15 protein-coding genes are annotated in these 25543 nt (G+C 72.8%); 9 read left to right on the forward strand and 6 right to left on the reverse strand.

Going from position 1 to position 25543, the window contains the following annotated elements; genetic code table 11:
• The first annotated feature begins 135 nt into the window (after positions 1 to 135).
• The 5 genes from ACWPXV_RS08850 to ACWPXV_RS08870 all read left to right on the forward strand — a co-directional run bounded on the left by ACWPXV_RS08850 (position 136) and on the right by ACWPXV_RS08870 (position 7982).
• A complete protein-coding gene (locus ACWPXV_RS08850) occupies positions 136 to 3285 on the forward strand; it encodes a glycosyltransferase (protein ID WP_454084895.1) in 3150 nt (1049 codons plus the stop codon).
• On the forward strand, positions 3282 to 4757 hold the full coding sequence (locus ACWPXV_RS08855) for a glycosyltransferase (RefSeq protein ID WP_454084896.1): 1476 nt from the start codon (positions 3282 to 3284) through the stop codon (positions 4755 to 4757). The genes ACWPXV_RS08850 and ACWPXV_RS08855 overlap by 4 nt, the downstream gene beginning before the upstream one ends.
• A 143-nt stretch (positions 4758 to 4900) precedes the next feature.
• Entirely contained in the window at positions 4901 to 6538 is a 1638-nt protein-coding gene (locus tag ACWPXV_RS08860; protein WP_454084897.1) for a hypothetical protein, read from the forward strand.
• Entirely contained in the window at positions 6535 to 7569 is a 1035-nt protein-coding gene (locus ACWPXV_RS08865; RefSeq protein WP_454084898.1) for a glycosyltransferase family 2 protein, read from the forward strand. Before ACWPXV_RS08860 ends, ACWPXV_RS08865 begins: the two co-directional genes overlap by 4 nt.
• A complete protein-coding gene (locus tag ACWPXV_RS08870; protein ID WP_454084899.1) occupies positions 7566 to 7982 on the forward strand; it encodes a GtrA family protein in 417 nt (138 codons plus the stop codon). Before ACWPXV_RS08865 ends, ACWPXV_RS08870 begins: the two co-directional genes overlap by 4 nt.
• Positions 7983 to 8078: 96 nt before the next feature.
• On the opposite strand, the gene ACWPXV_RS08875 is transcribed toward ACWPXV_RS08870, so the two are convergent.
• Together ACWPXV_RS08875 and ACWPXV_RS08880 are read right to left on the reverse strand one after the other, a co-directional pair.
• The gene (locus ACWPXV_RS08875; protein WP_454084900.1) at positions 8079 to 10076 is read right to left on the reverse strand and encodes a glycosyltransferase family 2 protein; all 1998 of its coding nucleotides are present in this window, start codon (positions 10074 to 10076) and stop codon (positions 8079 to 8081) included.
• A gap of 217 nt (positions 10077 to 10293) precedes the next feature.
• Positions 10294 to 10689, reverse strand: a complete 396-nt coding sequence (locus tag ACWPXV_RS08880; RefSeq protein ID WP_454084901.1) for a hypothetical protein — start codon at positions 10687 to 10689, stop codon at positions 10294 to 10296.
• Between the two features lie 123 nt (positions 10690 to 10812).
• Between ACWPXV_RS08880 and ACWPXV_RS08885 the strand changes: the two genes are divergently transcribed.
• Complete coding sequence (locus ACWPXV_RS08885; RefSeq protein WP_454084902.1) at positions 10813 to 11862, forward strand: ATP-grasp fold amidoligase family protein; 1050 nt, start codon at positions 10813 to 10815, stop codon at positions 11860 to 11862.
• 64 nt (positions 11863 to 11926) lie between these two features.
• Positions 11927 to 15235, forward strand: a complete 3309-nt coding sequence (locus ACWPXV_RS08890) for a glycosyltransferase (RefSeq protein ID WP_454084903.1) — start codon at positions 11927 to 11929, stop codon at positions 15233 to 15235.
• A 98-nt stretch (positions 15236 to 15333) separates the two neighbouring features.
• Here ACWPXV_RS08890 and ACWPXV_RS08895 read toward each other — a convergent pair whose 3' ends face one another.
• The 4 genes from ACWPXV_RS08895 to ACWPXV_RS08910 all read right to left on the reverse strand — a co-directional run bounded on the left by ACWPXV_RS08895 (position 15334) and on the right by ACWPXV_RS08910 (position 21499).
• Positions 15334 to 15897: a hypothetical protein gene (locus tag ACWPXV_RS08895; RefSeq protein ID WP_454084904.1), complete on the reverse strand. Its 564-nt coding sequence runs from the start codon at positions 15895 to 15897 to the stop codon at positions 15334 to 15336.
• The gene (locus ACWPXV_RS08900; protein WP_454084905.1) at positions 15894 to 18110 is read right to left on the reverse strand and encodes a glycosyltransferase; all 2217 of its coding nucleotides are present in this window, start codon (positions 18108 to 18110) and stop codon (positions 15894 to 15896) included. The genes ACWPXV_RS08895 and ACWPXV_RS08900 overlap by 4 nt, the downstream gene beginning before the upstream one ends.
• Positions 18111 to 18222: 112 nt before the next feature.
• Positions 18223 to 20196 carry a DUF6541 family protein gene (locus tag ACWPXV_RS08905; protein ID WP_454084906.1) on the reverse strand — a complete coding sequence of 658 codons (1974 nt, stop codon included), beginning with the start codon at positions 20194 to 20196 and terminating at the stop codon, positions 18223 to 18225.
• Positions 20197 to 20203: 7 nt separating this feature from the next.
• The gene (locus ACWPXV_RS08910) at positions 20204 to 21499 is read right to left on the reverse strand and encodes a nucleotide sugar dehydrogenase (RefSeq protein ID WP_454084907.1); all 1296 of its coding nucleotides are present in this window, start codon (positions 21497 to 21499) and stop codon (positions 20204 to 20206) included.
• A 185-nt stretch (positions 21500 to 21684) separates the two neighbouring features.
• Between ACWPXV_RS08910 and ACWPXV_RS08915 the strand changes: the two genes are divergently transcribed.
• Positions 21685 to 23784 carry an acyltransferase family protein gene (locus ACWPXV_RS08915; RefSeq protein WP_454084908.1) on the forward strand — a complete coding sequence of 700 codons (2100 nt, stop codon included), beginning with the start codon at positions 21685 to 21687 and terminating at the stop codon, positions 23782 to 23784.
• 190 nt (positions 23785 to 23974) lie between these two features.
• Positions 23975 to 25510, forward strand: a complete 1536-nt coding sequence (locus ACWPXV_RS08920) for a hypothetical protein (protein ID WP_454084909.1) — start codon at positions 23975 to 23977, stop codon at positions 25508 to 25510.
• Positions 25511 to 25543: the final 33 nt, after the last annotated feature.

The raw sequence follows: 25543 nt of genomic DNA on the forward strand, positions 1-25543 counted from the left end.
CGCGCGTTCCTGTACGGGTCGGAAGCATAGCTGCGCCCCGTGGTGCAGGCACCGCCCAGGCCTCGATCCGTGTGCCCGGTACAGTCGTGACAGGCGCCCCGCCCGTCATCACCCGTCGTCTACGGAGGTCCCCACGTGCGGCTCACGAGCCTGGTTCGCCGGATCCCACCGATCGCCCGGCGCGACGCCCAGCTCAAGGAGCTCAAGCGCCGCAATCGCACGCTGCAGCAGGAGGTCGCCAAGCTCGGGGGCCGCGTCCCCCGGACGGGCAACCCCGAGCCGGACGCGCTCGACTACGGCACCGCCGCCGCCCAGGCCGAGCTCGTGCGCGCCAGCGGTCTCTTCGACGAGGCCTGGTACCGCGAGCAGGTGCCCGGGGCGACCGACGCCCTGGAGCACTACCTCACCGAGGGGCACCGCGAGGGCCGTTCCCCCCACCCCTGCTTCGACGCCGACTGGTACGTCGAGCAGCCGCAGACCCCGGACAAGCTCCGCGGGCCGGCGCTCGTCCACTACCTCCGCGTCGGCGCCAAGGCGCGCGTCTCGCCGCACCCCGGCTTCCGGGCCGACCACTACGCCAAGGCGCACACCGAGGCCGTGCGTCACCCGGGCGGGCCGCTCGGCCACTTCCTCGCGGGGCACGAGGCACCGCCCGTGGCGGTCCGCGACCTGCCGGAGCTCACCTCCCCCTCCGCCTTCCTCGAGGCGGCACGGGAAGCGTCCCGAAGCGTGCTCGCCACCCGCGGCTACGAGCACCTGCGGCGCGAGGCGGGCACCTTCGACACCGGGGCCGAGGCCGCCTTCAAGGCGGGACTGCGCGCCACGCCGCTCACCGAGGAGCCGCTGGTCAGCGTCATCGTGCCGAGCAAGGACCGCGCCACGGTCCTGCCGACGGCGCTCCAGTCGGTCCTCGACCAGACGTACGCGCGGTGGGAGCTCGTCGTCGTCGACGACGGCAGCCGGGACGGCACGCCCGAGGCCCTCGTGCCCTTCCTGCGCGACCCGCGGGTCCGCCTCGTCACCCACGAGACGAACCGGGGGGTGGCGGCGGCACGGAACACCGGCCTGGCCACCGCGACCGGTGACTACGTCGCCTTCCTCGACTCCGACAACACGTGGGAGCCGGACTTCCTCGAGCTCATGGTGCGCTTCGTCCGGCGCGAGGGGCTGCGCGCCGCGTACGCGATGTCGGGGCTGGAGGAGCAGGGCGGCAAGGAGCGGCGTCGCTTCCGCGGGATGCCCTACTCCCGCGAGGCCCTGCTCGAGCGCAACTACATCGACTGCATCGTCATCCTCCACGAGCGCAGCCTGCTCGAGGAGGTCGGTGTCTTCGACGAGTCGCTGCGCCGCAACGTCGACTGGGACTACCTCATCCGCCTCGCGCGGGTCACCGACTTCGGCTTCGCACCCTTCATCGCCACGCGCTACGACCTGTGGGAGACGGGCACCGACCGCATCACCACCGACGAGCTCGCCAGCTACCGCTACCTCATCCGCCAGCGCAGCCTCGTCGACTGGGACGCCGCGCGCGACGCCGAGCGCGACCCGGAGCTCACCTCCGTCGTCGTCGTCGCCAACGAGGAGCCGGGGACCGTCCTGACGACGGTGCGCCGCCTGCTGCGCACCGCGGAGCGGGAGGTGGACGTCGTCGTCGTCGACAGCCGCCTCGACGCTGGGGACGCCACCCAGCTCCAGCTCGCGCTGTGGTCCGAGCCGCGAGCCCGCGTCGTGCGGCTCAGCCAGGAGCTGCCGATGGAGGTGGCCCGCAACGTCGGCGCCTGCTCCGCCCGCGGCGGCGTGCTCGTCTTCCTCCCCGAGGCGCTGTGGCCGGAGCCCGGCTGGGACGCCCCGCTCGTCGACGCCCTCGAGGAGCACAGCGCCGTCCAGCCGCTCGTCCTCTCCCGCGAGGGCACCGTGTGGTCGGCCGGCGCGCTGCGCACGCGGGACGGCAACGCCGCACCACTCCTCGCCGGCCTGGCCGGGGACGCCCCCGAGCTGCGCCGCACCCGCGAGGTCCCCGCCGTCACCCCGCTGGCCGTGGCGGTGCGGGCCACCGACTTCCTAACCGTCGAGGGCTTCGACCCGCTCTTCGTCCAGGACCACGTCGGCCCGGACCTGTCGGTGCGGCTCGCGCGCCGGACGGGTCGGCCCAGCGGGCTCGCCGGCACCAGCGTCGTCGCCCTCACGAGCGACGAGCTGCCCCGCACCCGCGCCTCCCGGTTCGTCTCGGCCGCCGACAACGAGCACCGCCTCGCGCAGGGGTGGGACGCCGCCGAGCCGGCGGACCTCGCCGGCTACGCCGTCGCCGGCTTCACCCGCGACGCCGACGAGCGCCTGCGCGCCCTCCTCGTCCACGACCGTCCCGAGCGCCCGCTGCGCTGGGCCATCAAGATCGGTGCCCCGGACGTGCCGCGGCGCGCGCGCTGGGGCGACTGGCACTTCGCCGTCGCGCTGCGCGACTCCCTGGAGCGCCTGGGCCACGAGGTGACGATCGACTGCCGCGACGCGTGGTACCGCGACACCGCCCACCTCGACGACGTCACCCTCGTCCTGCGCGGGCGCGGTCCCTACCGGGTCAACCCCGCGCACGTGAACCTCATCTGGGTCATCAGCCACCCCGACGAGGTCACCGTCTCCGAGCTGCGCGAGTTCGATGCCGTCTTCGGTGCCTCCCCGCGCTGGTGCGAGCGGGTGAGCCGCAAGCTCGACACCCCCGCCGTGCCGCTCCTCCAGTGCACCGACCACCGCCGCTTCGCGCCCGGCCCGCCCGACACCGAGCGCGTCCACGAGGTGCTCGCCGTCGCCAACGCCCGCGGGCCCCGGCCCGCCGTGGCGGCCGCGCTCGACGGCGGCATCGTCCCCGCCGTCTACGGCTACCGCTGGAAGGGCCTGCTCCCGGCCGGTGCGTGGAAGGGCGAGAACGTGCCCAACGACGAGCTGCCGGGCGTGTACCGGGCCGCCGGCGTCGTGCTCAACGACCACTGGGAGGACATGCGCCGCGACGGGCTGCTGTCCAACCGCCTCTTCGACCTCGCCGCCTGCGAGGCGCGCTTCGTCAGCGACCACCTGCCCGAGATCCCCGAGGTGCTCGGCGACGCCGTCCCCACGTACCGGGACCCCGCGGAGCTGCCCGCCCTCGTGCGCGACGTCCTCGCCGACAGCCCCGAGCGGCAGCAGGCGCGTCGCGAGCTCGGTGAGCTCGTCCGGCGGGAGCACACCTTCGACGCCCGTGCCCGGCAGATCGCCGAGCGGGTGGCCGAGCTGCGGAAGGAGCACGTGTCATGACGCGGTACACGGTGACCGGGCAGCAGTGGCGGGACCTACCCGTCCCCGCCCTCGGTGGGCTCGAGCCGACGCTGCGGCTGTGCGTCGTCATCCCGGCGCGCGACTGCCAGGAGGACCTCGACCGGACGCTCGCCGCGCTCGCCCGGCAGAGCTACCCCGCCGCGCTCACCGAGGTCGTCGTCGTCGACGACGCCTCCCCCGTCCCGCTGACCGTCCCCGAGCTCGCCCCGGCCGGCACCCGCGTGCTGCGGGTGGAGGAGGCCCAGGAGCACGGCTCCGGACGGGCCCGTGACCGCGGGGCACGCAGCACCGAGGCGGACGTCCTGGTGTTCCTCGACGCCGACATGGTCGTGAGCCGCACGCACCTGGAGTCCCACGCACGCTGGCACCACGTCACTCCGCACGCGGTCGTCCTCGGCCGGAAGTGGTTCGTCGACTTCGACGGCATCACCCCGGGCGCCGTCGCCCGGGCGGTGTCCGAGGACGCGCTCGGCGAGCTGCTCGAGGGTCGGGAGCGCAAGCGACACGGCTGGCAAGAGGCATTCGTCAAGGAGCGCCGGTACCTCACGCGCGACGTCGAGGACTCCTTCGTCGCCGTCGTCGGGGCGGACGTCTCCGTGCCGCGCGAGCTCTACCTCCGGTCCGGCGGTTTTGCCTCGCTCGGGCTGCGGGGGATCGTCGACACGGAGTTCGGATACCGAGCCCTCACCTCCGGCGGCGTCATTATTCCCGACTGGAAGACGACGGCGTACCACCAGGGCACCCGGAGCTTCGTCTCCCGCGGGGACGAGATCAAGCGCGAGCGCACCGGTCTGGCCGCCAACCTGCTCCCCATCCCGATGTTCCGGCCACAGAACACCGGCCGACAGTGGACGGTGCCAGGCGTGCATGTCGTCGTCGAGACCACTGAAGCGGCGCCCGAGGACGTCCAGGTCACCACCGACAGCATCCTCGCGTCAGATCACACCGACCTCACGGTCACACTGCCCGGCGCTTCTACGCTGCCGCGCTGGCTGCACGACTACTTCGCCGCCGACGCCCGGGTCTCCTTCACCGACGAGGCCCCGGCATCCGGATACCCCTCGCCCGTGACCGCGCACGTGACGGCCGGCCTCGTGCTTGAGAAGGTGGCGCTGACCCGGGCGCTGGAGGCAATCCGCGAGGGCGGCGGCGTCCGGGCGGAGGTCGCTCCCGGCCGCCGCCTCACCGTGGAGACCACCCGCTCCGTGCTCCGCCGGGCCCACGCCACCGAGGAGGGCACCATCCCGGCGCCCGCGACCGTGAGTCCGGGGTCGCTCAGCGTGCACGCCGCCGTCTTCCACGTCACGCCGCAGGGCATGATCGCGCTCGGCGAGAAGCGGGAGACCGCCCCTAAGCCGGCGCCTGCCCGGACCAAGCCGACACCCCCCAGACATCCGCTGACTCGCAGCAAGCGACTGTGGCGCCGCCTCCTGAGCCTTCGGAGTCGATGACTCGTCACGGTTCACGGTGCACGACGAACTGTGGGGACGCGGTGCCCTAGCATGCTATGCGGCACCTGTCGCGCTTGTTCCCGCGCGCCCGGTAAGCAGGCGCCACTCAGCCACACCAGCCAGGTAGAGAACTAGGTATCCACGTGACGGACAGCAGCACTCCAGCGCTCGTGACCGAGCAGGGCCCGGACGACACCCGCCGCTCCAGGCAACGCTCGCGTGACGCCCGCCACATGCACCCACAGTGGCGCGGGCTGCTCTGGCGGGCCGGGCTCCTGCCCGTCGCCGTGATGCTGCCGCTGCTCAATCTGCCCCTGATCGCGGACCATCGTTTCAATGTCTTCCAGTTCGGCGGTGATCTGGCACAGCGCCCCGTCGACATTGTGCTCGGACCGATCCGAGATACACCCCGGTACCTCGAGCTCGGCAACTTCAGGCCGCTGGGGCGCATCGTCGAGAAAGCCCAGGACTACCTGACCTTCGAACTGATGTCGGGGCTCGACCTGCCAGCGACACTCGGGCTGCGCCTCACGGCCCTCCTCTTCGCGGCGCTTCTCGGAGTCTCCGTCGTCATCCTCGTGGCGACGTTGAGCAGCCATGGCCGAGCAATGCAGGAAGCGCCGAACGCGGCGGCGAGCATCTCCGCTCTGGCTCTGCCCGCCATGCTCATAGCGACGAGCATCTCCAGCGTTGTTCTCTTCACCTCGCTGTACTTTGCGTCTGCGGCCCTCGTCCTCCTGGCCGGTGCCGCCGCCGGGAGGAGAGCCTGGTACGACACAAGCCGCGCCGGCGCCCTTCCTCTTGTCGTCGGCGCCCTCGCCGGTGGCGCCTTGGCTGCCTTCAACGAGGTCGCCTACCTCGCACCCCCCCTCATTCTCATGACCGTCGTCGCACGGGGCTGGCTCACCCTCGGGCTCTCACCCCGTCAGCTCCTCCGAACGAAGGCCCTCAAACTCGCCCTCACGGTCTGCGTCGGATTCGCTGCAGTATTCGTCCCCGTACGCCTCCTCATCGCCAGAGCCTGTGCCGATGGCAGCTGCTACGTCGCCTCGGACATCAACGTCTCGTCCGACGCCATCGCGGCCCTCGGGCACCGTCTGCTCTCAGCTAACCCCTTCGCAGCGTGGGCGGCCGCGGAAGGGACCGCCCCCGGTTGGTCTTCGCTGAAGAATCTCGCCACGGTGTGCGTGCTCGTGCTGGCCGTCGCCCTCGCCGTCGGCATCTGGAGGCAGCTCCGGCGGGCTGCCTTGCCCTCCAAGCGCGCCGCTGGGGCTCTCGGGGTTACAGGCTTCGGACTGTTGCTCCTGTCGAGCACGATGATGGCGCTGTCCGCAGAAGTTCAGGGCAGGGTCGAGGGTGACGGGTGGCCGATCGGAAACGGATTCCGTGACGTTCCGCTGGTCGCAGCGTCGGTGGCGCTGCTCGCCGCGGCTGTAACCGTTGGGCTCGCACACCTGCTGGCGAGCAGGGGCAGGCGCCCCGCTCCGGTGCTGACGGTGATGGCTGTGCTCGTGACCGGAGCGGTACTAGTCACCACCCACACGAACGTCGAGTTCGCAGCTGACCAGCGGCCGTCAGCGAACGGCGCGCTCTTCGACAGGATCTCCCTGGCGATGCTCCACCTCGATGAGTCCACCGATGACGAGAGATGTCAGCTGCTCGACGAGTTCGCTGACGCCTACCCGAAGCGGACGGACTGGCAGGGGCGCCTCGACCGAGCACTCGACACGGCCGCGACTGCGATGGCGGGCACGACCTTCTGCGAAGGAGACGACGAATGACGACCGTTTCAGGGCATTCTGCCGGTGAGTACGGACCGGGCATAAACGCACCGCTCATCTCCATCGTGAGCCCCGTCCACAACGAAGGAGAAGGCGTCCGCGCCTTCGTCGACCGTACGACGGCGGTCCTGGAGTCCGAGGGTGAGAACTTCGAGATCGTCCTGATCGATGACGGCTCGCGTGACGACTCCTGGCAGCACATCATCGCGGCGCACCAGGCCGACGCCCGCGTGAGAGGAATCAGCCTGTCACGGAACTTCGGCAAGGATCCGGCCATGCTGGCGGGGCTCTCCTCCGCGCGAGGGCACGCGGTCGTCATCATCGACTCGGACCTTCAACACCCGCCCGAGGTCCTCCCCTCCATGCTTGAGGCGTGGCGCCGCGGCGCAGATGTCGTCGAGGCAGTCAAGAGGACGCGCTCCGGACAGTCCGTCGCCGGGAAGCTTGCGTCGCGAGCGTTCAACCATGTCTTCGACCGCCTGACCGGTGTCGACCTGACGGATGCGACTGACTACCGCCTGCTGTCACGCCGCGCGGTCTCCTCCCTGCTAACGCTCCCCGAACGAACCTTCTTCTTCCGCGGCACGAGCAGTTGGATCGGGTTCAAGCGGACACGAATCGAGTTCGACGTCGCACCGCGCGAGGCGGGTGCCTCCCGATGGCGGTTCCGCACGCTCTTCCGCTACGCCATCAATGCCATTACCTCGTTCACGGCATCCCCCCTGCACCTCGTCACATTCGGCGCCCTCCTCTTCGGTGCGTTCTCGGTGGTGCTGGGCCTGCAGACACTCATTAGATTCGTCCAGGGAAGCGCCGTCACGGGGTTCACCACCGTCATCCTCATCCTGCTGATCCAGGGCACGCTCATCTTGTCCGGCCTGGGCATCATCGGCGAGTACCTCGCACGGATCCACGATGAGGTGAAGAACCGGCCCCGCTACCTCGTCGGTGCGACGACCGACCCAACACAGCAGGTCGAGCCCGTCGTCGCCCCCGAGCAAGACCTGCCCCGGCCGGGCACCGAGCTGTGAGCGCCGAGGGCGAGATGCCGACTCGCGCGAGGGCGGGGCTCTTCACGGGGACACGTCTCCTCCGCTACGGCGTGGCCGGCGGTGCGAGCGCTCTCGCACACGTCGGAACGCTCACCGCGCTCGTTGAGCTCGCGCACGTACGACCCGTCTGGGCTTCCAACATCGGATTCGCGATCAGCGTGGTGGTCTCCTACACACTCCAGAGGTGGTGGGTCTTCGCCTCGACGACGCGGCACAGAAAGACCGTGCCCAAGTTCCTTGTCGCCAACTGCGTGGCGCTGCTCCTCAACACGGGCATCGTTGCGGTGGGCACTGAGGTCTTCTCCATCCACTACGGTGCCGTGCAAGTCGCCGCCCTCGTGATGATCCCGCTGAGCAACTACCTCATCAACTCGCTCTGGACTTTTCGCTGACCCGGTGGCTCCTGCCCCACGCCGATGGGCGGTGGCGCTCTCTCGCTGCACCACAGGCACGGCCCCACCGCCGCCAGCGCGCGCTGAGGCAGTTCGTCAGCCGGGCAGCACGAGAAGGCGGGACCTGTTCCCGGCATCGTCGGTCATAAACCGGACCGCGAGGCCACCGCTCGACTCGGCGCGGATGCCCGCAGCCACGACGACGCATAGCGCGCGCGTCGTCCGGACCGCCACGGCGACTGCACCCGGCGAGCGGTCAAGCCAGTCGGCGGCCGTCTCCTCCCACGGAGCGCTGCCGGCGGCCCACGCGTCGGTCAGCTCACGCATCTCCGGGCCGGTGACCGGCAGCCCCGCCTGGCGGATGATGCTGAGGCGCGCTCCACGCTCGGCATCGGCGGGCTCCCGCAGAAGCCAGGAATCGACCGTGAGAGTGCCATCTGTCTCGGGTACGTCGGCGAGGGCGACAGTTCCGGAGGCCGGAGACGCCTCGGGAGGCGTCGCGGGGGCCGCGGCCTGCGGCCACCCGCCCCACTCAGGCTCCGTGCCGAGGAGCTCGAGGGAGTGACGCGTGACGTCGACGGTCGCGTACTGGCCGGCAGGCTGCTCGACGGCAACGACGCGCCCGCTCGTGAGGCGCGGGGCGAGCAGCGGCGGGAACTGGAGGACGCGCGGGTCCGCGACCACCGTGAGGGCGCTGTGCCGGGCGTCGTCGAGGTAAACGCGCTCAACCTCGCCCCGTTGCACGAGCTCGCGGACCGGGCGCGTCAGGGGATGCTCCTCGACCACGGGGCCGACCAGAGACTCGTGGTGGATGCCCCCAACCCGCAGGCCCCCCGCCACATACCCGAGCAGTAGGTCGAGCGTGCCCGGTAGCAGCCAGTCCTCCCGCCAGTCGGCGAGGACGACGACATCGAGCGGCCGCCCTGCCTCACCGTCCTGCGGGTGGCGCTCCCAGCGGCGTGGGGCGGGGAAAGCCCGCGGCCCATGCGGCGGGAGGAACCGAGCGGCGTCGCGCCTGCTCACCTGTCGGTGCCACTCGGAGTAGGCCTCGAGGTACTCCGAGCGCGCGGGGTGACGCCAGCCGGAGGAGTAGTCGGAGGCGGAGAGCGAGGCGGCGTCGGCGAGGAGGACCGTGAGCGCGTGGGTCGGCACGTCGACGACCTTGCCGTCGAAGGCGGCCTCGACGCGCAGCGCGTACTCGTTGTCGGCGGCCTTGCGCACCGGGTCGAAGAAGCCGACCCGGTTGACAACGGGGAAGACCCGGATCATCAGGGAGGAGGCGGCCTTGAAGCGCCCGCCGTAGCCGACCCGGCTCAGCTCCATCTCCTCGGTGGCGCGCACCCCCAGGCTGCGGGTCGCGACGAGCGTCTCGTCCTCCAGCATCGGGCGGACGCCGAGCTCCAGCCGCTGGGGGTGGGCCCAGTCGTCGGAGTCCAGGCAGGTGAAGAAGTCGCCCGTGGCTAGGCGGAGGGCGGTGTTGCGCGCCCGGTAGGTGCCGCCGTTGACGGCCTTGCGGATGACCGTGACGCGCTCGTCCATGCGCTCGACCTCCTCGAGGAGGCCCGGGGTGGGCGACGGCGAGGCGTCGTCGACGACGAAGAGCTCGATGTTCTGCCACGTCTGCTCCAGCACGGAGCGCACGGCGGTGAGGAGGTGCCGGTCGGGGTTGAAACAGCTGATGACGACGGTGATCTTCTTCTCGTGCGCGATCCGGTGCTCGCTCGTCGTGGTCAGCCGGTCGAAGGTCGTGTCGCCGTCGGGCAGGAGGCCGGCCTGGACGATGTCGGGGCCGAAGAGCGCGGCATTGAGGAGCTCCAGCCAGCGAGCCTCGTCCGCACCGGCACGCAACCACGGATTGGCGAGGTCTGCTGCGGCCAGACGACCCGCACCGGCGGCGACGGGCACGTCTGCGAGGACGGTGTCAGCCAGTGAGAAGCACCGCTCCTTGAGGGCAAGCTGGAGCAGCAGTGTCGCCTCCCGCTCCGCGAGGAAGTCTGCATGCTCGTCGCGCACCCACGAGAAGAGGCCGAGCGCCGCTGACCGGTCGTCGGGCTCACCGGTCTGGAGCGCGACGACGCGAGCGAGATCCAGCACGCGTCGCGGCTCGAGCGCGAGCCCTGGAGGGGTTCCCTCAAGGTAACGCCGGCCTACGTCCTCGAGCTGGGTCGCGGTCAGCCGGCGGTCCGAGGCAAGCGCGGCGAGGATGTCTCGCCCGGCGCGCGACTTGGTCCGAACGAGCGCCCGGGCAAGGGTCCTGGGACTCTCGGCGGCGGCCGTCGCATAGGCGCCGATGAGGTCACGGCTCACCGTCTCACTCCGCGCGCGTGTTGCCGACGGCCGCACGGAGGGCCGCTGCGGCCTCGTCGAGCTCGTTTCGAGCCCGGTCGAGCCGTCCGACGTACTGTTCCTGCATCAGCTTAACGGTGCCGAGGACGTCGTCCCGGGTGGCCGCCTCGATGTGGGCGCCGCGCCGCAGGAGCTCGTTCTCCAGGGCGCCCAGCCGCTGCTCCGCCACCTTCTGCCATCGACTAAGGTGCCGCTGCTGACGACGTACCTTCTGGCCGGTGTCGAGGGCGACGAGCGCCGCCGTACCCGCGAGGAGACCGAGCAGGACGACGGTAACCACATCTGAACCGGTGGCGTGTGCGACCCCCGCCCCGGCGACAAGCACCAGGACGCCGACCGCGGCTATGGCGAACTTCTTCACGGGGACCCCTCTCGACGACCGCCTCAGGTTACACAGCCGATGTCGCTCGGTCGCCACAGCCTCGCGCCGCCTGTCTCTGCGAGTGGCGACCGTCGTGACGCCTCCACCTGACACAATCGCCTCATGGCACTTCGTCCCCTGCTGCGCCGCTTCCCGCCGGTCGCCAAGCGTGATGCGCAGATCAGGCAGCTACGCCGGCAGGTGGACAAGCTGGAGCGTCGCCTCGCGGTCCCTTCTCCTCCGCCGCCGCGATACCGTCCGCGCGTCGCTTCGTGGCACGCGCGCATTCTGGAGCAGCAGCGAGTCCAAAGCGCCGTCGCGCGCGACGAGCGGGCGCACGCGCATGCGTGTCACAACCTCTTCCTCAAGCTTCACAACTACGAGGTGGCGCGGAGCCACGGCGTGAGTACGCCCCAGGTGCTCGGAGTGTGGCCCACAGCCACCGGCATCGATTGGGACTCACTTCCCGAGCAGTTCGTCCTCAAGAGCAACGGCGGCTCGACCGGGCGCGGGGTCCTGCCCCTGCAGCGCACCGGCTCCGGGTTCGAGCTTATCGACGGCAGCGCGCAGTACACCCCTCAGGAAATCGCCGAGCACTACAGGTCCGCACGGGGCGCCCGCGCGCCCTTCTTCGCCGAAGCTCTTCTTCCCGGAGGCCAGGAGCAGCTTCCCGACGACGTCAAGGTCTTCGCCTTCTACGGCGAGGTCGCGCTTGTCCTCCTCCGCCGCATGCCCGTCCACGCCGACACGGCGGTGGCTCGCGTGCGCATGGTCGGCCCGGACGGCACCGATCTCGGCACGGTGCAGCGAGGGCGCACGTACGATACGTCCCTGGAGGTACCCGCGAAGCTGCCGCTCATGGTTGAGACTGCGTCTGCCCTCTCCCTCGCAGTCCCCCTGCCTGCCGTGCGGGTAGACCTGTACGCCGGTGGTGAGGGCGTCGTGCTCGGCGAGCTCACCCCACTCCCGGGCGACTCCCACACCTTCACCCGGCAGTGGGACGAGGATCTCGGCAATCGTTACGAGCGTGCCGAGGCCCGGCTCCAGCTCGACCTCGCCGAGGGACGCCCCTTCGCCGTGCTCCGCGGGGACCACGACCCAACCCTCACGACTCCGATGCCGCCTACCACGATCGCGCCGGTTCGCCCCATGTGGGCCTCCCCGGTCGACTGACCCACGTAGCATCGCCGAAGACTGGTCGGCGGAGGGATGGGATGGCATGGCGGTGAAGTCATGGATGCGACGGCTCCCGCCGATCGCGCAGCGCGACGCACAGATCCAGGAGCTGCGGCGTGCGGCTAAGCAGCGGCAGAAAGAGGCCGACGAGCTGCGAGAGGAGCAGCGCGGCCTGCGCGAGAACGTTCGCGAGTTGAGCGACACCGTCCGTGAGCTCCGTCAGGATCGCGGCGAGCTGCGCAAGGTGAACCGCGAGCTGCGCGAGTCGACCCGGCGCCCCCGGGCTGGGTGGATACCGCCTTCCCGGTCCCGCGCGCTCACTCTCGTACACGAGAGTGGGCTGTTCGACCCCGACTGGTACCTCGCCCAGCTCGAGCCGGCCGAGAGAACGGACGCCGCCGCCGACCCTACGGCGCACTTCGTCGACCACGGTGACGCGCGCGGGTTCTCCCCCCATCCGGCCTTCGTGCCCACCTACTACGCCTCCCACCCTGCACAGACCGCCAAGGAGCAGCTCCAGGCCACGCGCCGGCCGTTCCTCCACTACCTCGACCTCGGCGCCGAGGTCGGACGCTCCCCCCACCCGCTCTTCGACGCGGCGTCCTACCTCGCCGGCCACCCCGAGTCGGGCTCCTCACCTGGAGGGCCCCTCGTCCACTTTCTGTCCGGAGGGCGGGCGCTCGACTCCTCCGACGGGGCAACCGGCGAGCCCTGGGATCACCCGTCCGAGCTGCTGACCGCCGCCCGAGCCGCCGCGCAGGTACTCCTCGACACCCGGGGGCACGAGCACATCGAGCGGGACCGGCCGACCTTCGACACCGAGCTGGAGGCTCGAGTCAAGGCCGAGCTGCGCTCACGGCCGCTGCCGCCCGAGCCGCCGACCGTCAGCGTCGTCGTACCGACCAAGGACCGCGCCCACCTGCTCGGGGCGACGATCGACTCGGTGCTGGCGCAGACCTACCCGCACTGGGAGCTCATCGTCGCCGACGACGGGAGCGAGGACGGCACCCCCGCCCTGCTCGAACGGTACGCCGCGGACGAGCGGATCCAGGTCGTCCGCCACGACGTCAACCGGGGAGTGGCAGCGGCCCACAACTCCGGGGTGCAGCGCGCGACCGGCCGGTACGTCGCGTACCTCGGCTCGGACAACACCTGGAAGCCCGACTTCCTCGAGCTCATGGTGCGCCACCTCGTTCACTCCGGGGACCGGGTCGCCTACGCCGTGACGGCCCTCGTCGAGGAGGGCGGGGAGGGCCGGCGGCTCTTCCGCGGCCTGCCGTTCAATCGCGCGCACCTGCGGGACCGCAACTACATCGACGGGATCGTGTTCGTCCACGAGCGCTCCCTCATCGACGAGGTCGGCGGCTTCGACGAGTCGCTCCGCCGCTACGTCGACTGGGACCTGCTCGTCCGGCTCGCCGACCGCACCGACTTCACCCTCGTCCCGATCATCGCCACCGAGTACGACGTGTGGAGCGAGGACGGCGAGCGAATCACCACCCACGAACCGATGGCCTACCGGTACGCCGTGCTCAACAAGACCCTCGTCGACCTCGACGCGGTGGTGCGGGAGGCGCCCGCCCGCGACGAGGAGCTGCTCAGCGTCGTCGTCACCCTGCCCCGTAGCGCGGCGGCCGACCCGGTCGTCACGTCCGTCCGGCGTCTCCTCGCCACCGCCCGCGGAGCCGTCGAGGTGGTCGTCGTCGACGCGAGGTCCGAGCCGGGCGCCTTCGTCGAGCTGCACGCCCGCCTGGGTGCGGTGCCCGACGTGTCGCTCGTTCGCCTCTCCCAGGACCTACCGATGGAGGTCGCGCGCAACGCGGGCCTCGGGCGCACGCGCGGGCGGGACGTCGTCTTCATCGACCACGGCCTGTGGACCGAGCCCGGATGGGACGCCCCGCTCCGCGAGGCCCTGCGCACCCACGCCATCGCCCAGCCGCTCGTCCTCACCCACGGCGGTGAGGTCTGGTCGGCCGGGGTGGAGTACCTCGCCGACGGCGACTGGTACCTGCCGTGGTCAGGCTTCGCGGGTGACGCCCCGGAGGTGCGGGGCCAGCGCGAGGTGGCCGCGGTGAGCGCCGCCGTCGTCGCGGTCAGCGCGGCGGACGTCGCAGCGGCCGGCGGCTTCGACCCGCTGGTGCGCGACGACGTCTACGGTGGTGAGCTGTCCGCGCGCGTCCGCCAGGTCACCGGCAGGGCTGCGGTGTGCGTGCCCTCGAGCCTCGCCGCGTGGCGCAAACCGGTGACGGACCCCTCGACGGAGACCGGGCTCCAGCGGGCGCGGGACAACCAGCGCCGTGAGCGCGAGCTGCGCCTCAAGGCCGACCTGCCCCACCAGGAGCCTGCGACTGTGCTGCCCGGCTACCGGCTCGTCGGCTTCGACCGGACACGCAACGCCCAGGTCGCCCCTCAGCCGCTCCTCGTCCACGACCGTCCCGCTCGCCCACTGCGCTGGGCGATCAAGATCGGGGCACCCACCGTCGAGCGCCGGACGAACTGGGGTGACTGGCACTTCGCCGAGTCGCTGCGCGACTCCCTCGAACGCCTGGGGCACGAGGTGTCCATCGACTGCAAGGCCGCCTGGTACCGGCCGACGTCCCATCTCGACGACGTCGTCCTCCAGCTGCGCGGCGTCGCGACCTACTCGGTCAATCCCGCGCACACCAACGTCGCCTGGGTGATCAGCCACCCGGACCGGGTGATCGCCGCCGAGCTGGCCGACTACGACCTCGCCTTCGGTGCGTCCCCGCGCTGGTGCCGCACCATGGGCCGGCGTCTGGGTCGCCCGGTCGAGCCGCTCCTCCAGTGCACCGACCAGCACCGGTTCCGCCCGGTGGACCCCGACCCGAGCCGGGCGCACGACGTCCTCGTCGTCGCCAACGCCCGCGGGGTCCGCCCGAGCGTGGCGGCCGCCCTCGAGGCCGGCTTCGAGCCTGCCGTCTACGGGCTGCGCTGGGACGGGCTGTTGCCCGACGGTGCCTGGAAGGGCACCTACGTCCCCAATGCCGAGCTGCCCGCGGTATACGGTGCTGCCGGCGTCGTCCTCAACGACCACTGGGACGACATGCGCGACATGGGGCTGCTCTCCAACCGGCTCTTCGACCTCGTCGCCTGTGACGCCCGCGTCGTCAGCGACGACCTTCCGGAGATCGCGGACGTCTTCGGCGACGTCGTCCTCACCTACGGCGAGGACCGCGATATCGCCACCGCCATCCGTACGCAGCTCAGCGAGACGCCCGAACGCGGCCAGGCGCGGCGGGAGCTCGGGGCCCGGGTCCGCGCCGAGCACACCTTCGACGCGCGCGCCGCCCGGCTGTCGGAGGCCGTCGCCGAGCTCCGCGCCCGGCAGGGCGTCCGCGCGGTGCGGTAACGCAGGGGTGCGAGGCCCCGACCGGAGTCCCCCGTCCCGTTCACCGGCGCGGACCGGTCCGACGACCTCTCCGCGATCGCCGCGGAGCCCGCGGGCCGCTAGCCCGCTGTCCCCATGCTCGCCAAGACGTCCATGCCGAGGCCACCAGGCTCAGTGAGCTCGACGAGCGCCACGGCGCCGTAACCCCGCCGCATGGCGCGCAGTCGCTCGCGCAGGTAGTCCCGCCATGCCACCTCGGGGTCGGTCCAGGCGCTCTGCGGCACGACGAAGTCGACCGGCCACCCGTACTGGCGGACGGCGCCGAAGTGGTCGGAGTCGAGGACGACGACGGGCCGGAACCCGCCGGTGAGCACCTGCTCCTGGGCGACCTTCTCGAGCAGCTCGGGCACGTCGTCGGCGGCGGCCCCGACGAGGAGGACGAGGACGACGGGCAGGTTGTCCAGGCCCTGTCCCCCGAGGAGGCGGCCGGCGGAGAGGAAGACCGAGCCGCCCACGGTGACGTCGAGGTCGAAGACGCGGGAGACGACCTCGCGGGCGGTGCGGCTGTCGCGCACCCGTCCCGCGACGCGGCCCCCGACCCGCTCCGCGGTGGGGTTGGCCCGCACCCGGCGGACGACGTTCTGGGCGAGGCGAGCCGCGCGGCTCGCGGGGGACGCGCTCATCGGGTCTCTCCCGTCGCGAGGTCGAGCAGGAGCCGGGCCGCGTCCGGCGCCCCGTTGCCGGGGTCGGCGGCCTGGGCGCGGGCGGCCATCGCCGCGCCGTTGGCCAGGAGGTCCGCGAGGAGTGGCTGGGCCTCACCGACGCTGAGGGCGGGCAGCGCGTGCGCCCAGCCGTGGTCGGCGGCGTACCGCGCGCGGCCCTCCTGGTCGTCCAGGGAGGTGGCCGTGTTCGGGACGAAGAGGCTGGGCACGCCCAGCCGGAGCAGCTCGTGGAAGGAGTTGTACCCCGACGCGCTGATGACGAGGTCGAAAGCCCGGTAGCGCCGGGAGAGCGGGTAGTCGCGCACGAGGTGGACGTCCCCGCCCGCGGGGCCGCCGGACGCCGCGATCTCCGGGACCGTCACGCAGACTCCGACGCCGAGCGCCGCGAGCGCCGCTGCGGCCGCCCCGAGGTCCCCGGAGGTGTCGTTGATGTTCCCGGCGCCGAGCGAGACGAGGGCGAGCGGGCCCTCCTGCGGCAGGCCGAGCGCGGCGCGGGCCTCCTCACGGCTCTCGAGGTCCGCGACGTCCAGGAGGGTGACCGGCCCGACCCGGTGGGCGGGCTCGCCGACGGTGGCTCCGGCGTCGTACTCGGCGGCGAGGTCGCCCGGCTCGAGCACCCGGTCGAACCACGCCGCCTTGGCGATCTGCTCGGTGTTGAGGCCCGCGCGCCACATCCCGCGCCGCGACCACACCCAGCGCGCGTCGGGGTTCTTCTCACGGATCTCGTCCACGCCCTGGTAGGGCCACGTGCCGTCGAAGACGACGACGTCGGGGCGCACCCGCCGGATCGTCTCCCCCATGCGGTCGACGAACATCCCGCGCCACCGGCCCGGCGGCATCCCCAGCGCCTTGGCCGAGGGCAGGTACTCGAAGGGGTGGCCGAGCCGCGCGGCGACCGGCACGGCCTGGGACATCGACAGGAGGTAGGTGCGCGCGTCTCCGTCGAGGCGGCGGGCGTAGGAGAAGAGGCGCGTGAGGTGCCCCATCCCGGCGCCGTTGCTCGACATGAGCAGGACGCGGGGGGCATCGTCGGCCGCGTCGGCGTGGACGAGGGGTGTCCCCGCCGCCGGGGCGGGGGCCGCGGGCGCGGGCCCCGCGGCCTGCTCCGGAGCGGCAGGTGCGCCGACGAGGGCCGCCACCCGCCGGACGTGGGTCTGGTAGCTGAAGCGCTCCCGGGCCGCCTCCCCGGCGCGGCGGGCGTGCTCCTCGTAGGCGGGCCGGTCCGCGCGCAGACGCTCGACGACGCCGCGGACCTCGCCGGGCTCGGCGTAGATCGCCGCGTCCCCGAAGAGGGCGCGGAAGTGCGGGGGAAGGACTGCTGGCACGCCGCTGGCGAGCGCCTCGAGGATGGTCCGGCCGAAGGCCTCCACCCACCGGGGGTCGTGGTAGTAGACGAAGAAGTCGAGGCCGGCGAGGAAGTCCTGGGGGCTCATCGCCCCGAAGGGCAGCACCTCCCACGAGCGCGGCACCCGCCCGAGGACCCGCTCGACGGGGTCGGCCCCGCCGAGCACCCGCACGGTCCACGAGCCGTCGACCGGGTAGACGGCCTTGAGCGTCTCGGCGTCGCGCGGCCACTTCTGCGCCGACGGCCGGCTGTGGCGTCCCACGACGGGCCGGTCCGCGGCCCACGCGGTGCGGGGCCGGGCCCAGGAGTCGACGTCGATGACGTTGACCCAGTCCTGCTCCATGAGCCGGTCCGCGGGCACCTCCGTCCGGATCTCCTCGCGGACGAGCGGGCCGATGGGCGCCCACAGCGGCTCACGGCCCAGCCGCTCCCGCGCCGCCCGGTCCGCGGCGGCGACGTCGTAGACGACCGTGCCGTCGGTGTCCCGGGGGCCGGCGTTGGCGAGCATGACGACGTGCTCGGCGCTGACGGGCGGCAGCTGGGCGGCCGCGGCCTGGAGCACGCCTGGGTGGCGGACGACGACGAGGCGCGCGCTGACTGGCCGCGGCCCGACGAGGAGCCGGGCCTTGCCCGCCCGCACGAGCGCGGCGATGGCGGGGTTGACCCCGCGGACCTTGCGCACGAGCGGGCCGTTGAGCTGGAGCAGCCCGGTGGTGTAGCCGGCGGCGTGCTGGGCCTCGATCTCCGTGGCGATGCTGTGGGAGGTCCCACCGGGGAAACGGAGGTCGGAGATGATGAGGACGTCGACCGCCCGGCTGGTGGTGCTCATGGTCCCCACATCCTGCCATCCCCCCTCCCCCGACCCCCGCATATGCGCGATCGTGACGGGGCGGCGGGCGCACCGGCCGTCGCTTTCCCGCATATGCGGACGAGGGCGGCGGTCAGGGGCAGGCGCCGATGCGGTACACCGCGGCGGTGCCGGCGCGCGCGACCTCGGTGAAGCCCTCGCTCACGTCGACCTCGCGCATCGCGGCGGTGCGGTCGTCGAGCTTGGCGCCGTCCTCGGCCGTCGCGGTGTCCTGGTACAGGTGCGTGGCCCCGGCCTCCGCGAGCGCCGTGCACACGGCCGGGTCGTCATGGACGGCGGCGAGCCCCTCCTGGATGACGCGCTGGGCCGGGGACATCCCGCTCGCACCCAGCTGCGGGAAGACGACGTCGACCCCCGCCACCGCGGGCAGCAGGGCGGAGCCGTTGAACGGGTCCCCGACAACGACCGCGCCGTCCGGCAGGTCGAGCTCGCGCATCATCGCCAGCTCCTCCGCCGTCGCCATCGTCCCCCAGGCCAGCTCGCCAGGGACGTAGGCGCTGGCGACCACCCGGGCCTGCAGCGGCAGGCGGGCCACCGCCGTCCCGACGGCGACGGCGAGCACGACGGCGAGGGCGAGGTGCCCGGCGAGGCGGGCGGGGACCCGGCGGCGGACGGCGTCGACCGCCGTCGTGAGGGCGTAGGCGGCGAGGAGGACCGCGGGGACGACCGCGACGGGGGCGATGCGGCCGGCCTGGGTGTACCAGAAGGACGCGAGCCAGCGCAGCGGGTGGTCGGCGGGCCCGGCGGCGAGCACCGCGATCGCGACGGTGAGCACGAAGGCCGCGGCGAGCCACCGGTGGCGCCGGTGCAGGACGACGAGCACGGCCCCGACGAGTGTTGCCGCCGTGACGGCGAGGTGCCCGCGGCCGTCGCCCGGGTAGCCGTGGGCGAGTGTCTGGTCGAGGAGGACCTCGCGCAGCGCGGCGGTGTGGCTGCGCCCGCTGGCGCGCTCGAAGCCCACGACGGAGGACAGGGCGTCGAGGTTCGCCAGGACGACGGGGACGCCGACGACGGCGGCGGCGACCGCGGCGAGCAGCGCGCCACCGGCAGCCCGGCGCCCGTCACGCACGAGCCGCACGGCCCGTCCGCCCAGCGCCCCGACGACGAGCGGGCCAGCCACGAGCGCGAGGGAGAACAGGCCGCTCGCGTGCGCGACGACGACGCCGCCCGCCCCGGCGGCCGCGGCGACCACTGTCCCGGCGAGGGTCGGCGCCCCGGCCCGGGCCTGGACGGCGCGCACCGCGCGCAGGACGAGGAGCACGGCGCCGGGCAGCAGGGCGGTGGACAGCCCGTTGGCGAGCTGGGCGAGCACGGTGAGCTGGACGACGGGGTAGGCGACGAAGCCCGCGGCGAGCAGCGGGGCCAGGACGGCCGGCAGGGTGCGGCGACGGAAGACCTCGCGGGCCAGCCCGGCGAGGCCGAGCACCCAGGCCCCGGTGCCGAGGACGAGCACCCCGGCGTTGGTGACCGCCGGCACCGAGGCGCCGGGGGCGAGCGCGATCAGCGCGTGCCACCCGGTCGGGTAGTACGGCGCCAGGGTGCCGTTGCCGTAGAGCGGGGCCAGGCCGCCGAGCGGGGTGACGATCCCGGTCTCGCGGGCGGCGACGACCGCACTGAGGTGGAAGACCGCGTCCCACTGCTGGAGCGGGGCGTCGGGGGTGGGCAGGGTGGCGACGAAGGGGCCGGCCAGCAGGACCGCGCCGGCCACCGTCCCGGCCGCCACCGTGAGCGCACGGCGGGTGCCGAGCGGACCGGGGCGCCACGCGGCGTCGTCGGTGGCGGCACGACGGCGGGTGACGAGCCAGGCGAGGCCGCCGAGGACGGCGAGCATGAGGGCGAGGCAGGCGAGCACCACCGGCAGCCGCCATGCGACGCCGAGCCGGGCGAGCAGGACGCTGAGCACGCCGAGCGCCGCGACGGTCACCGGGGGCGCGGCGGCCAGCGCCGCGAGGCCGCGGACGCCGAGGAGCCGGAGCGCGAGCGCGCCCGGCACGACGGCGAGCAGCGCCAGGGCGAGGGCGTCCGGCACCAGGGCCCACCAGCTCATGCGGTGCTCAGCGGCCGGCGCCGATGGCGATGCGGGGGGTGCCGGCCCAGGCGGCGGGGTCGGTGATGTGGCGTCCGTCCACGAGCAGGCGTACCCCGGGCAGGTCGGCGGGGGTGAGGCCGCGGTACTCGGCGTGGTCGGCCTGGAGGATCGCGACGTCGGCCGGCTCACCGAGGTGGTAGGGCTCCCAGCCCAGCGCGTTCAGCTCGGCGTCGGTGTACATGGGGTCGTGCACCGACACCGCCGCCCCACGCTCGCGCAGCGCCGCGACCGTGGCGAAGATCCCGGAGAACGCCGTCTCCTTGACCCCGCCGCGGTAGGCGGCGCCCAGCACCACCGCACGCAGCCCCGACAGGTCCCCCAGCAGCTCCGCCGCCCGCTCCACCGCGTAGGCCGGCATGCCGGCGTTGTGCTCCCGCGCGGTCCGCACGATCGTCGCGTCCGGGTCGGTGGACAGGTACAGGCGCGGGTACACCGGGATGCAGTGCCCACCCACCGCGATGCCCGGCCGGTGGATGTGGGAGTAGGGCTGGGAGTTGCACGCCTCGATGACCGCGTACACGTCGATGCCAGCCTTGTCGGCGAACACCGCGAACTGGTTCGCCAGCCCGATGTTCACGTCCCGGTAGGTCGTCTCGGCGAGCTTGGCCATCTCCGCGGCCTCCGCGCTGCCCATGTCCCACACCCCGTTCGGGCGGGCCAGGTCCGGGCGCTCGTCAAAGGACAGGACCGCCTCGTAGAACTTCGTGGCGCGAGCGGCACCGGCCTCGCTCAGCCCACCCACGAGCTTGGGGTAGCGGCGCAGGTCGGCGAACACTCGCCCCGTCAGCACCCGCTCCGGGGAGAACACCAGGTGGAAGTCCTCCCCCTCACGCAGCCCCGAGACCTCCTCGAGCATCGGCTTCCACCGGCCACGGGTCGTGCCCACCGGCAGCGTCGTCTCGTACGACACCAGCGTCCCGGGCGTGAGGTGCTCGGCCAGCGAACGCGTCGCCGCGTCCATCCACCCGAAGTCCGGCTGCCCCGTCTCCTCGTCCACGAACAGCGGCACCACCAGCACCACGGCGTCCGCACCCGGCACCGCCTGCCCGTAGTCCGTCGTCGCCCGCAGCCGCCCCGCCGGCACCAGCTCGGCCAGCTTCTCCTGCAGGTGCGCCTCACCGGGGAACGGCTCGGTCCCGGCGTTGACCAGGTCCACCACCGACTGCTGGACGTCCACGCCCACCACCTCGTGGCCAGCGTCGGCGAACTGCACCGCCAGCGGCAGACCGATCTTGCCCAGTGCGACCACGGCGATCCGCATGGCGTCCCTCACCTCCCGGCCCGGCCTGTCCGGACCCGGGTGCCACGATATCGGCGGCTGGTGACTCGCAGGGGACCAGCGCGTGGCTGTTGAGCGGACGCGTCGCGCGCCGCTACGCTCGCCCGGCAACGGCGCGCCCACTCTGCTCCGCCCCGGCCCCGCGCACGTGCGAGAAGGAGCCCCGGGTGACGAGTACCGACACGCAGATGGCACGGCCGGTTTCGGCGGCCCGTTCGGCGGCCTTCCGCCCGGACATCGAGGGACTGCGTGCCGTGGCGATCGGGCTGGTGCTCGTCTACCACGCCGGGGTGCGTCAGCTGCCGGGCGGCTTCGTCGGCGTGGACGTCTTCTTCGTCATCTCCGGCTTCCTCATCACCGGCCTGCTCATCCGCGAGCTCGAGCGCGACGGAAAGGTGTCCCTGCGCCGCTTCTACGCCCGCCGCGCCAAACGGCTGCTACCCGCGGCGGGCCTCGTCCTGCTCGTCACGTCCGCGCTCACCTTCTGGACCCTGCCGGTCGTGGAGTGGCGCAACTTCGGCTGGGACGTCGTCGGGGCGGCGCTGTACGTCGTCAACTGGGTGCTGGCCGGCCGCTCGGTGGACTACCTCGCCGAGGACGTCGGCGCCTCCCCGGTCCAGCACTTCTGGTCCCTGGCGGTGGAGGAGCAGTTCTACATCCTCTGGCCGCTGCTGCTCGTCCTCGTCGGCTGGCTCGTGCGCCGCAGCGCGCGGCTGCGCGTCCGCCCCGTCATGGTCGCCGGGATCCTCCTCATCGCCGTGCCCTCCTTCCTCTGGTCGGTCGACTACTCCCAGGCCAGCCCCAACGCCGCCTTCTTCGTCACGACCACCCGCCTGTGGGAGCTGGGCATCGGGGCCTTCGTCGCCATCGGCGCCACGCAGTGGGGCCGACTGCCCCGCGTGCTGGCCACCGTGCTCGGCTGGGCCGGGCTGACCACGGTCGTGCTCAGCGGATTCCTCCTCACCTCCCAGACCACCTGGCCCGGCTGGGCCGCCCTGCTCCCCACCCTCGGCACCGCCGCTGTCATCGTCGCCGGCTTCGTCCACGGCAACCGCGGCCCGGCCCGGCTGCTCGCATGGAAGCCCGCCGTGTGGGTCGGCGCCCTGTCCTACTCCCTGTACCTGTGGCACTGGCCGCTCATCGTCGCGGCCACCGCCCTGTGGGGCGAGCTCGGCGGCAGACGCGGCCTCCTCGTCATGGCGGCAGCCGTCGTCCCCGCCTACCTCAGCCACCGCTTCGTCGAGAATCCCATCCGCTTCTCCGGCAGCGTCGCCCGGTCCGACGGCCTCGCCCTGTCCATCGGCGCCAACTTCTCCCTCATCGGCGTCGCCGCCGGCCTCGCCCTCATCCTCGCCGTGCCGAGCGCACCCGCGGCGGGCGGATCCGGCAGCGGTGCGGCGGCCATCGAGGCCCCAGGCACGACGACGGCGGGGCCCGGCACGCTCGCCTCGCTCGGGGAGGTCGAGGCCATCGTGCCTGCCCCGGTGGACGCTCCCAGAGACCTGCCCGCCGGCTACGCGGACGGCTGCGACGTCGACGTCACGGAGGACGAGCTCGTCGTGTGCGAGTACGGCGACCTCGACGGCGAGGTGACCGTCGCCGTCGTCGGGGACTCGAAGGTCTACCAGTGGCAGTCCGCGCTCGACGCCGTTGCCGAGGAGCAGGGCTGGCGCCTCGTGTACGTCGTCAAGTCCGCGTGCCCCTTCAGCACGGCGCTGCCGATGGCCGGGGAGGACCTCAACGACTCGTGCGTGACGTGGAACGAGGAGGCGCTCGAGACGGTGACGGAGCTGCAGCCGGACCTCCTCCTCACCTCCCAGCGCAACCCCACCGCACCCGCGAGCACGGCGGACCTGCAGGACCGGACCCGCGAGGCGATGGAGGACGGGCTCGTCGAGCGCTGGGAGCAGCTCGCGGAGCTCGGCATCCCCGTCGCCGTCCTCCTGGACAACCCCTCCCCCGACATCGACGTCTACGAGTGCGTCGCCGAGAACCTCCAGTCCCTCGAGGAGTGCACCTTCGACCGGGAGACCGGCATCGCCGAGAGCGCCGCCCTCACCCAACGCGCAGCCGCCGAGCGGGTGGACACGGCGCGCGTCGTCGACCTCACCGAGCACGTGTGCCCGGCCGAGGTGTGCGTGCCCGTCATCGGTGACGTCCTCGTCTACCGGCAGGGATCCCACCTCACCGACACCTACGTCCGGTCCCTGACGCCCGTGCTCGCCCGCGAGCTCGTCGCCGTCGTCGAGGAGCTGGCCGGGGCCTGACGCTGCCACCCCCAGGTGCAACGGGTGTCGTCGCCGCCCCCTCCAGGCACGACGGACGGTGCGGAAGGTTCCGTCCGGCTGGGCGCGGTCGACCGTTGACCACCGCGCGGCGCGTCACTACGGTCCAGTGACCTCCGGCCCTCCCGCGGCGCCGCGGACGGGGCCCTTGCACCCGACGACAGGAGTCCGAATGCCCACGCTGCTGCGCGCCGACACCCGCGCTGCCCGCCGTCGACCTCCCGGCCCGCTCCGGGCCGCCCTTGCGGCCCTCGCCGGCGCCGCGCTGCTGCTGGCAGGGGCGGCCGGCCCTGCGGCAGCCGCCCCGTCCGCGCAGGCGGGCACTTACACCGCCGCCGCCAGTGACCAGAACAAGCCCAGCCTGCAGGTGACCGGCACCGGCCGTGTCATCGACTTCCGGATCACGGTCTTCCCCTCGTGCGTCGACGACGACGGCGTCCAGGTCCACGTGCCCGGCCCCGTCCGGATCGCCGACGACGGCAGATTCTCGGTCGAGGACACCCACCGCATCGCCGCGGACGGCGGCGAGCAGGTGGTCGCCGTCAGCCGGTTGTCCGGCACGGTCCGGCCCGACGGGATCGCCGAGGGCAAGTACGAGTTCGAGCTGCGCGACCACGCCTGCAGCGCCATGGCCTACTTCTGGCTCCGCAACGAGAGCACGACCGACCGCGAGCCGCCCAGGCCCACGGGGCCGGTCACGGTGCGGCAGGGAACCTATAGCGACGGTTCCGGCGGGCAGCTCACCGTCTCGTCCGACCGCCGGATCACGAGCTTCAGCGCCTCCTACAGCTGGTTCTGCGGCCTGCGGTACGCCGGGGAGCGGCTCGGGCTGCTCCACGCGCCGGTCCGGGTGGCCGCGGACGGCAGCTTCAGCACCAGGATCCCGGACGCCGCCGGTGGCACCGAGACCCTGCGCGGCCAGTTCCACCACGACGGCTCGGTGTGGGGAACGATCGACTACGTCAACCCGGGCACCATGTGCGCCGGCTCGGCCGGTTTCACCATGCAGGCCCCAGGCGGTGGCGGACCCGCGACCTTCCACCTCAACAACGGCTGGGGCCCCGCCGCGCACAGCGTCTTCACCTACGGACGCAGCGCCGACGAGGTGCTCGTCGGCGACTGGGACGGCAACGGCACGGACACCATCACGCTGCGGCGCGGGAACCGGTTCCACGTCTCCAACAGCCAGCGCGGTGGGGAGGCGAGCACGGTCCTCACCTACGGCCGGCCGGGCGACGTCATCCTCGTCGGGGACTGGAACGGCGACGGCGTGGACACCCTCGCGGTGCGACGCGGCAACGAGTACCACGTGAAGAACCGCATCGCGGGTGGCGACGCCGACCATGTCGTGCGCTACGGCCGGGCCAACGACCAGGTCCTCGTCGGGGACTGGGACGGGGACCGCCGCGACACCTTCGCGGTCCGCCGCGGCGCGCGGTACCACGTGAAGAACCGCATCGCCGGCGGCGACGCCGACCAGGTGATCCGCTACGGCCGCCCCGGTGACATCGTTCTCACCGGCGACTGGGACGGGGACCGCCGCGACACCTTCGCGGTCCGCCGCGGTGCGCAGTACCACGTGAAGAACCGCATCGCGGGCGGCGACGCCGACCTCGTGCGCTTCTACGGCCGGGCCACCGACGAGGTCTACGTCGGCGACTGGAACGGCGACCGGCGCGACACCCTCGGGGTGCGGCGGACCTCCTGACGGTGCGCCGGGGACGTCGGCCGGCCGACGGGC

The organism is Georgenia sp. Marseille-Q6866, from assembly GCF_965111665.1.

Excerpts from the sequence above, each read along its gene's own strand:
- ACWPXV_RS08900 (WP_454084905.1), bottom strand. The coding sequence starts at position 18,110 with ATGAGCACCACCAGCCGGGCGGTCGACGTCCTCATCATCTCCGACCTC.
- ACWPXV_RS08855 (WP_454084896.1), top strand. The coding sequence starts at position 3,282 with ATGACGCGGTACACGGTGACCGGGCAGCAGTGGCGGGACCTACCCGTC.
- ACWPXV_RS08865 (WP_454084898.1), top strand. The coding sequence starts at position 6,535 with ATGACGACCGTTTCAGGGCATTCTGCCGGTGAGTACGGACCGGGCATA.
- ACWPXV_RS08905 (WP_454084906.1), bottom strand. The coding sequence starts at position 20,196 with ATGAGCTGGTGGGCCCTGGTGCCGGACGCCCTCGCCCTGGCGCTGCTC.
- ACWPXV_RS08885 (WP_454084902.1), top strand. The coding sequence starts at position 10,813 with ATGGCACTTCGTCCCCTGCTGCGCCGCTTCCCGCCGGTCGCCAAGCGT.
- ACWPXV_RS08895 (WP_454084904.1), bottom strand. The coding sequence starts at position 15,897 with ATGAGCGCGTCCCCCGCGAGCCGCGCGGCTCGCCTCGCCCAGAACGTC.
- ACWPXV_RS08890 (WP_454084903.1), top strand. The coding sequence starts at position 11,927 with ATGCGACGGCTCCCGCCGATCGCGCAGCGCGACGCACAGATCCAGGAG.
- ACWPXV_RS08920 (WP_454084909.1), top strand. The coding sequence starts at position 23,975 with ATGCCCACGCTGCTGCGCGCCGACACCCGCGCTGCCCGCCGTCGACCT.
- ACWPXV_RS08910 (WP_454084907.1), bottom strand. The coding sequence starts at position 21,499 with ATGCGGATCGCCGTGGTCGCACTGGGCAAGATCGGTCTGCCGCTGGCG.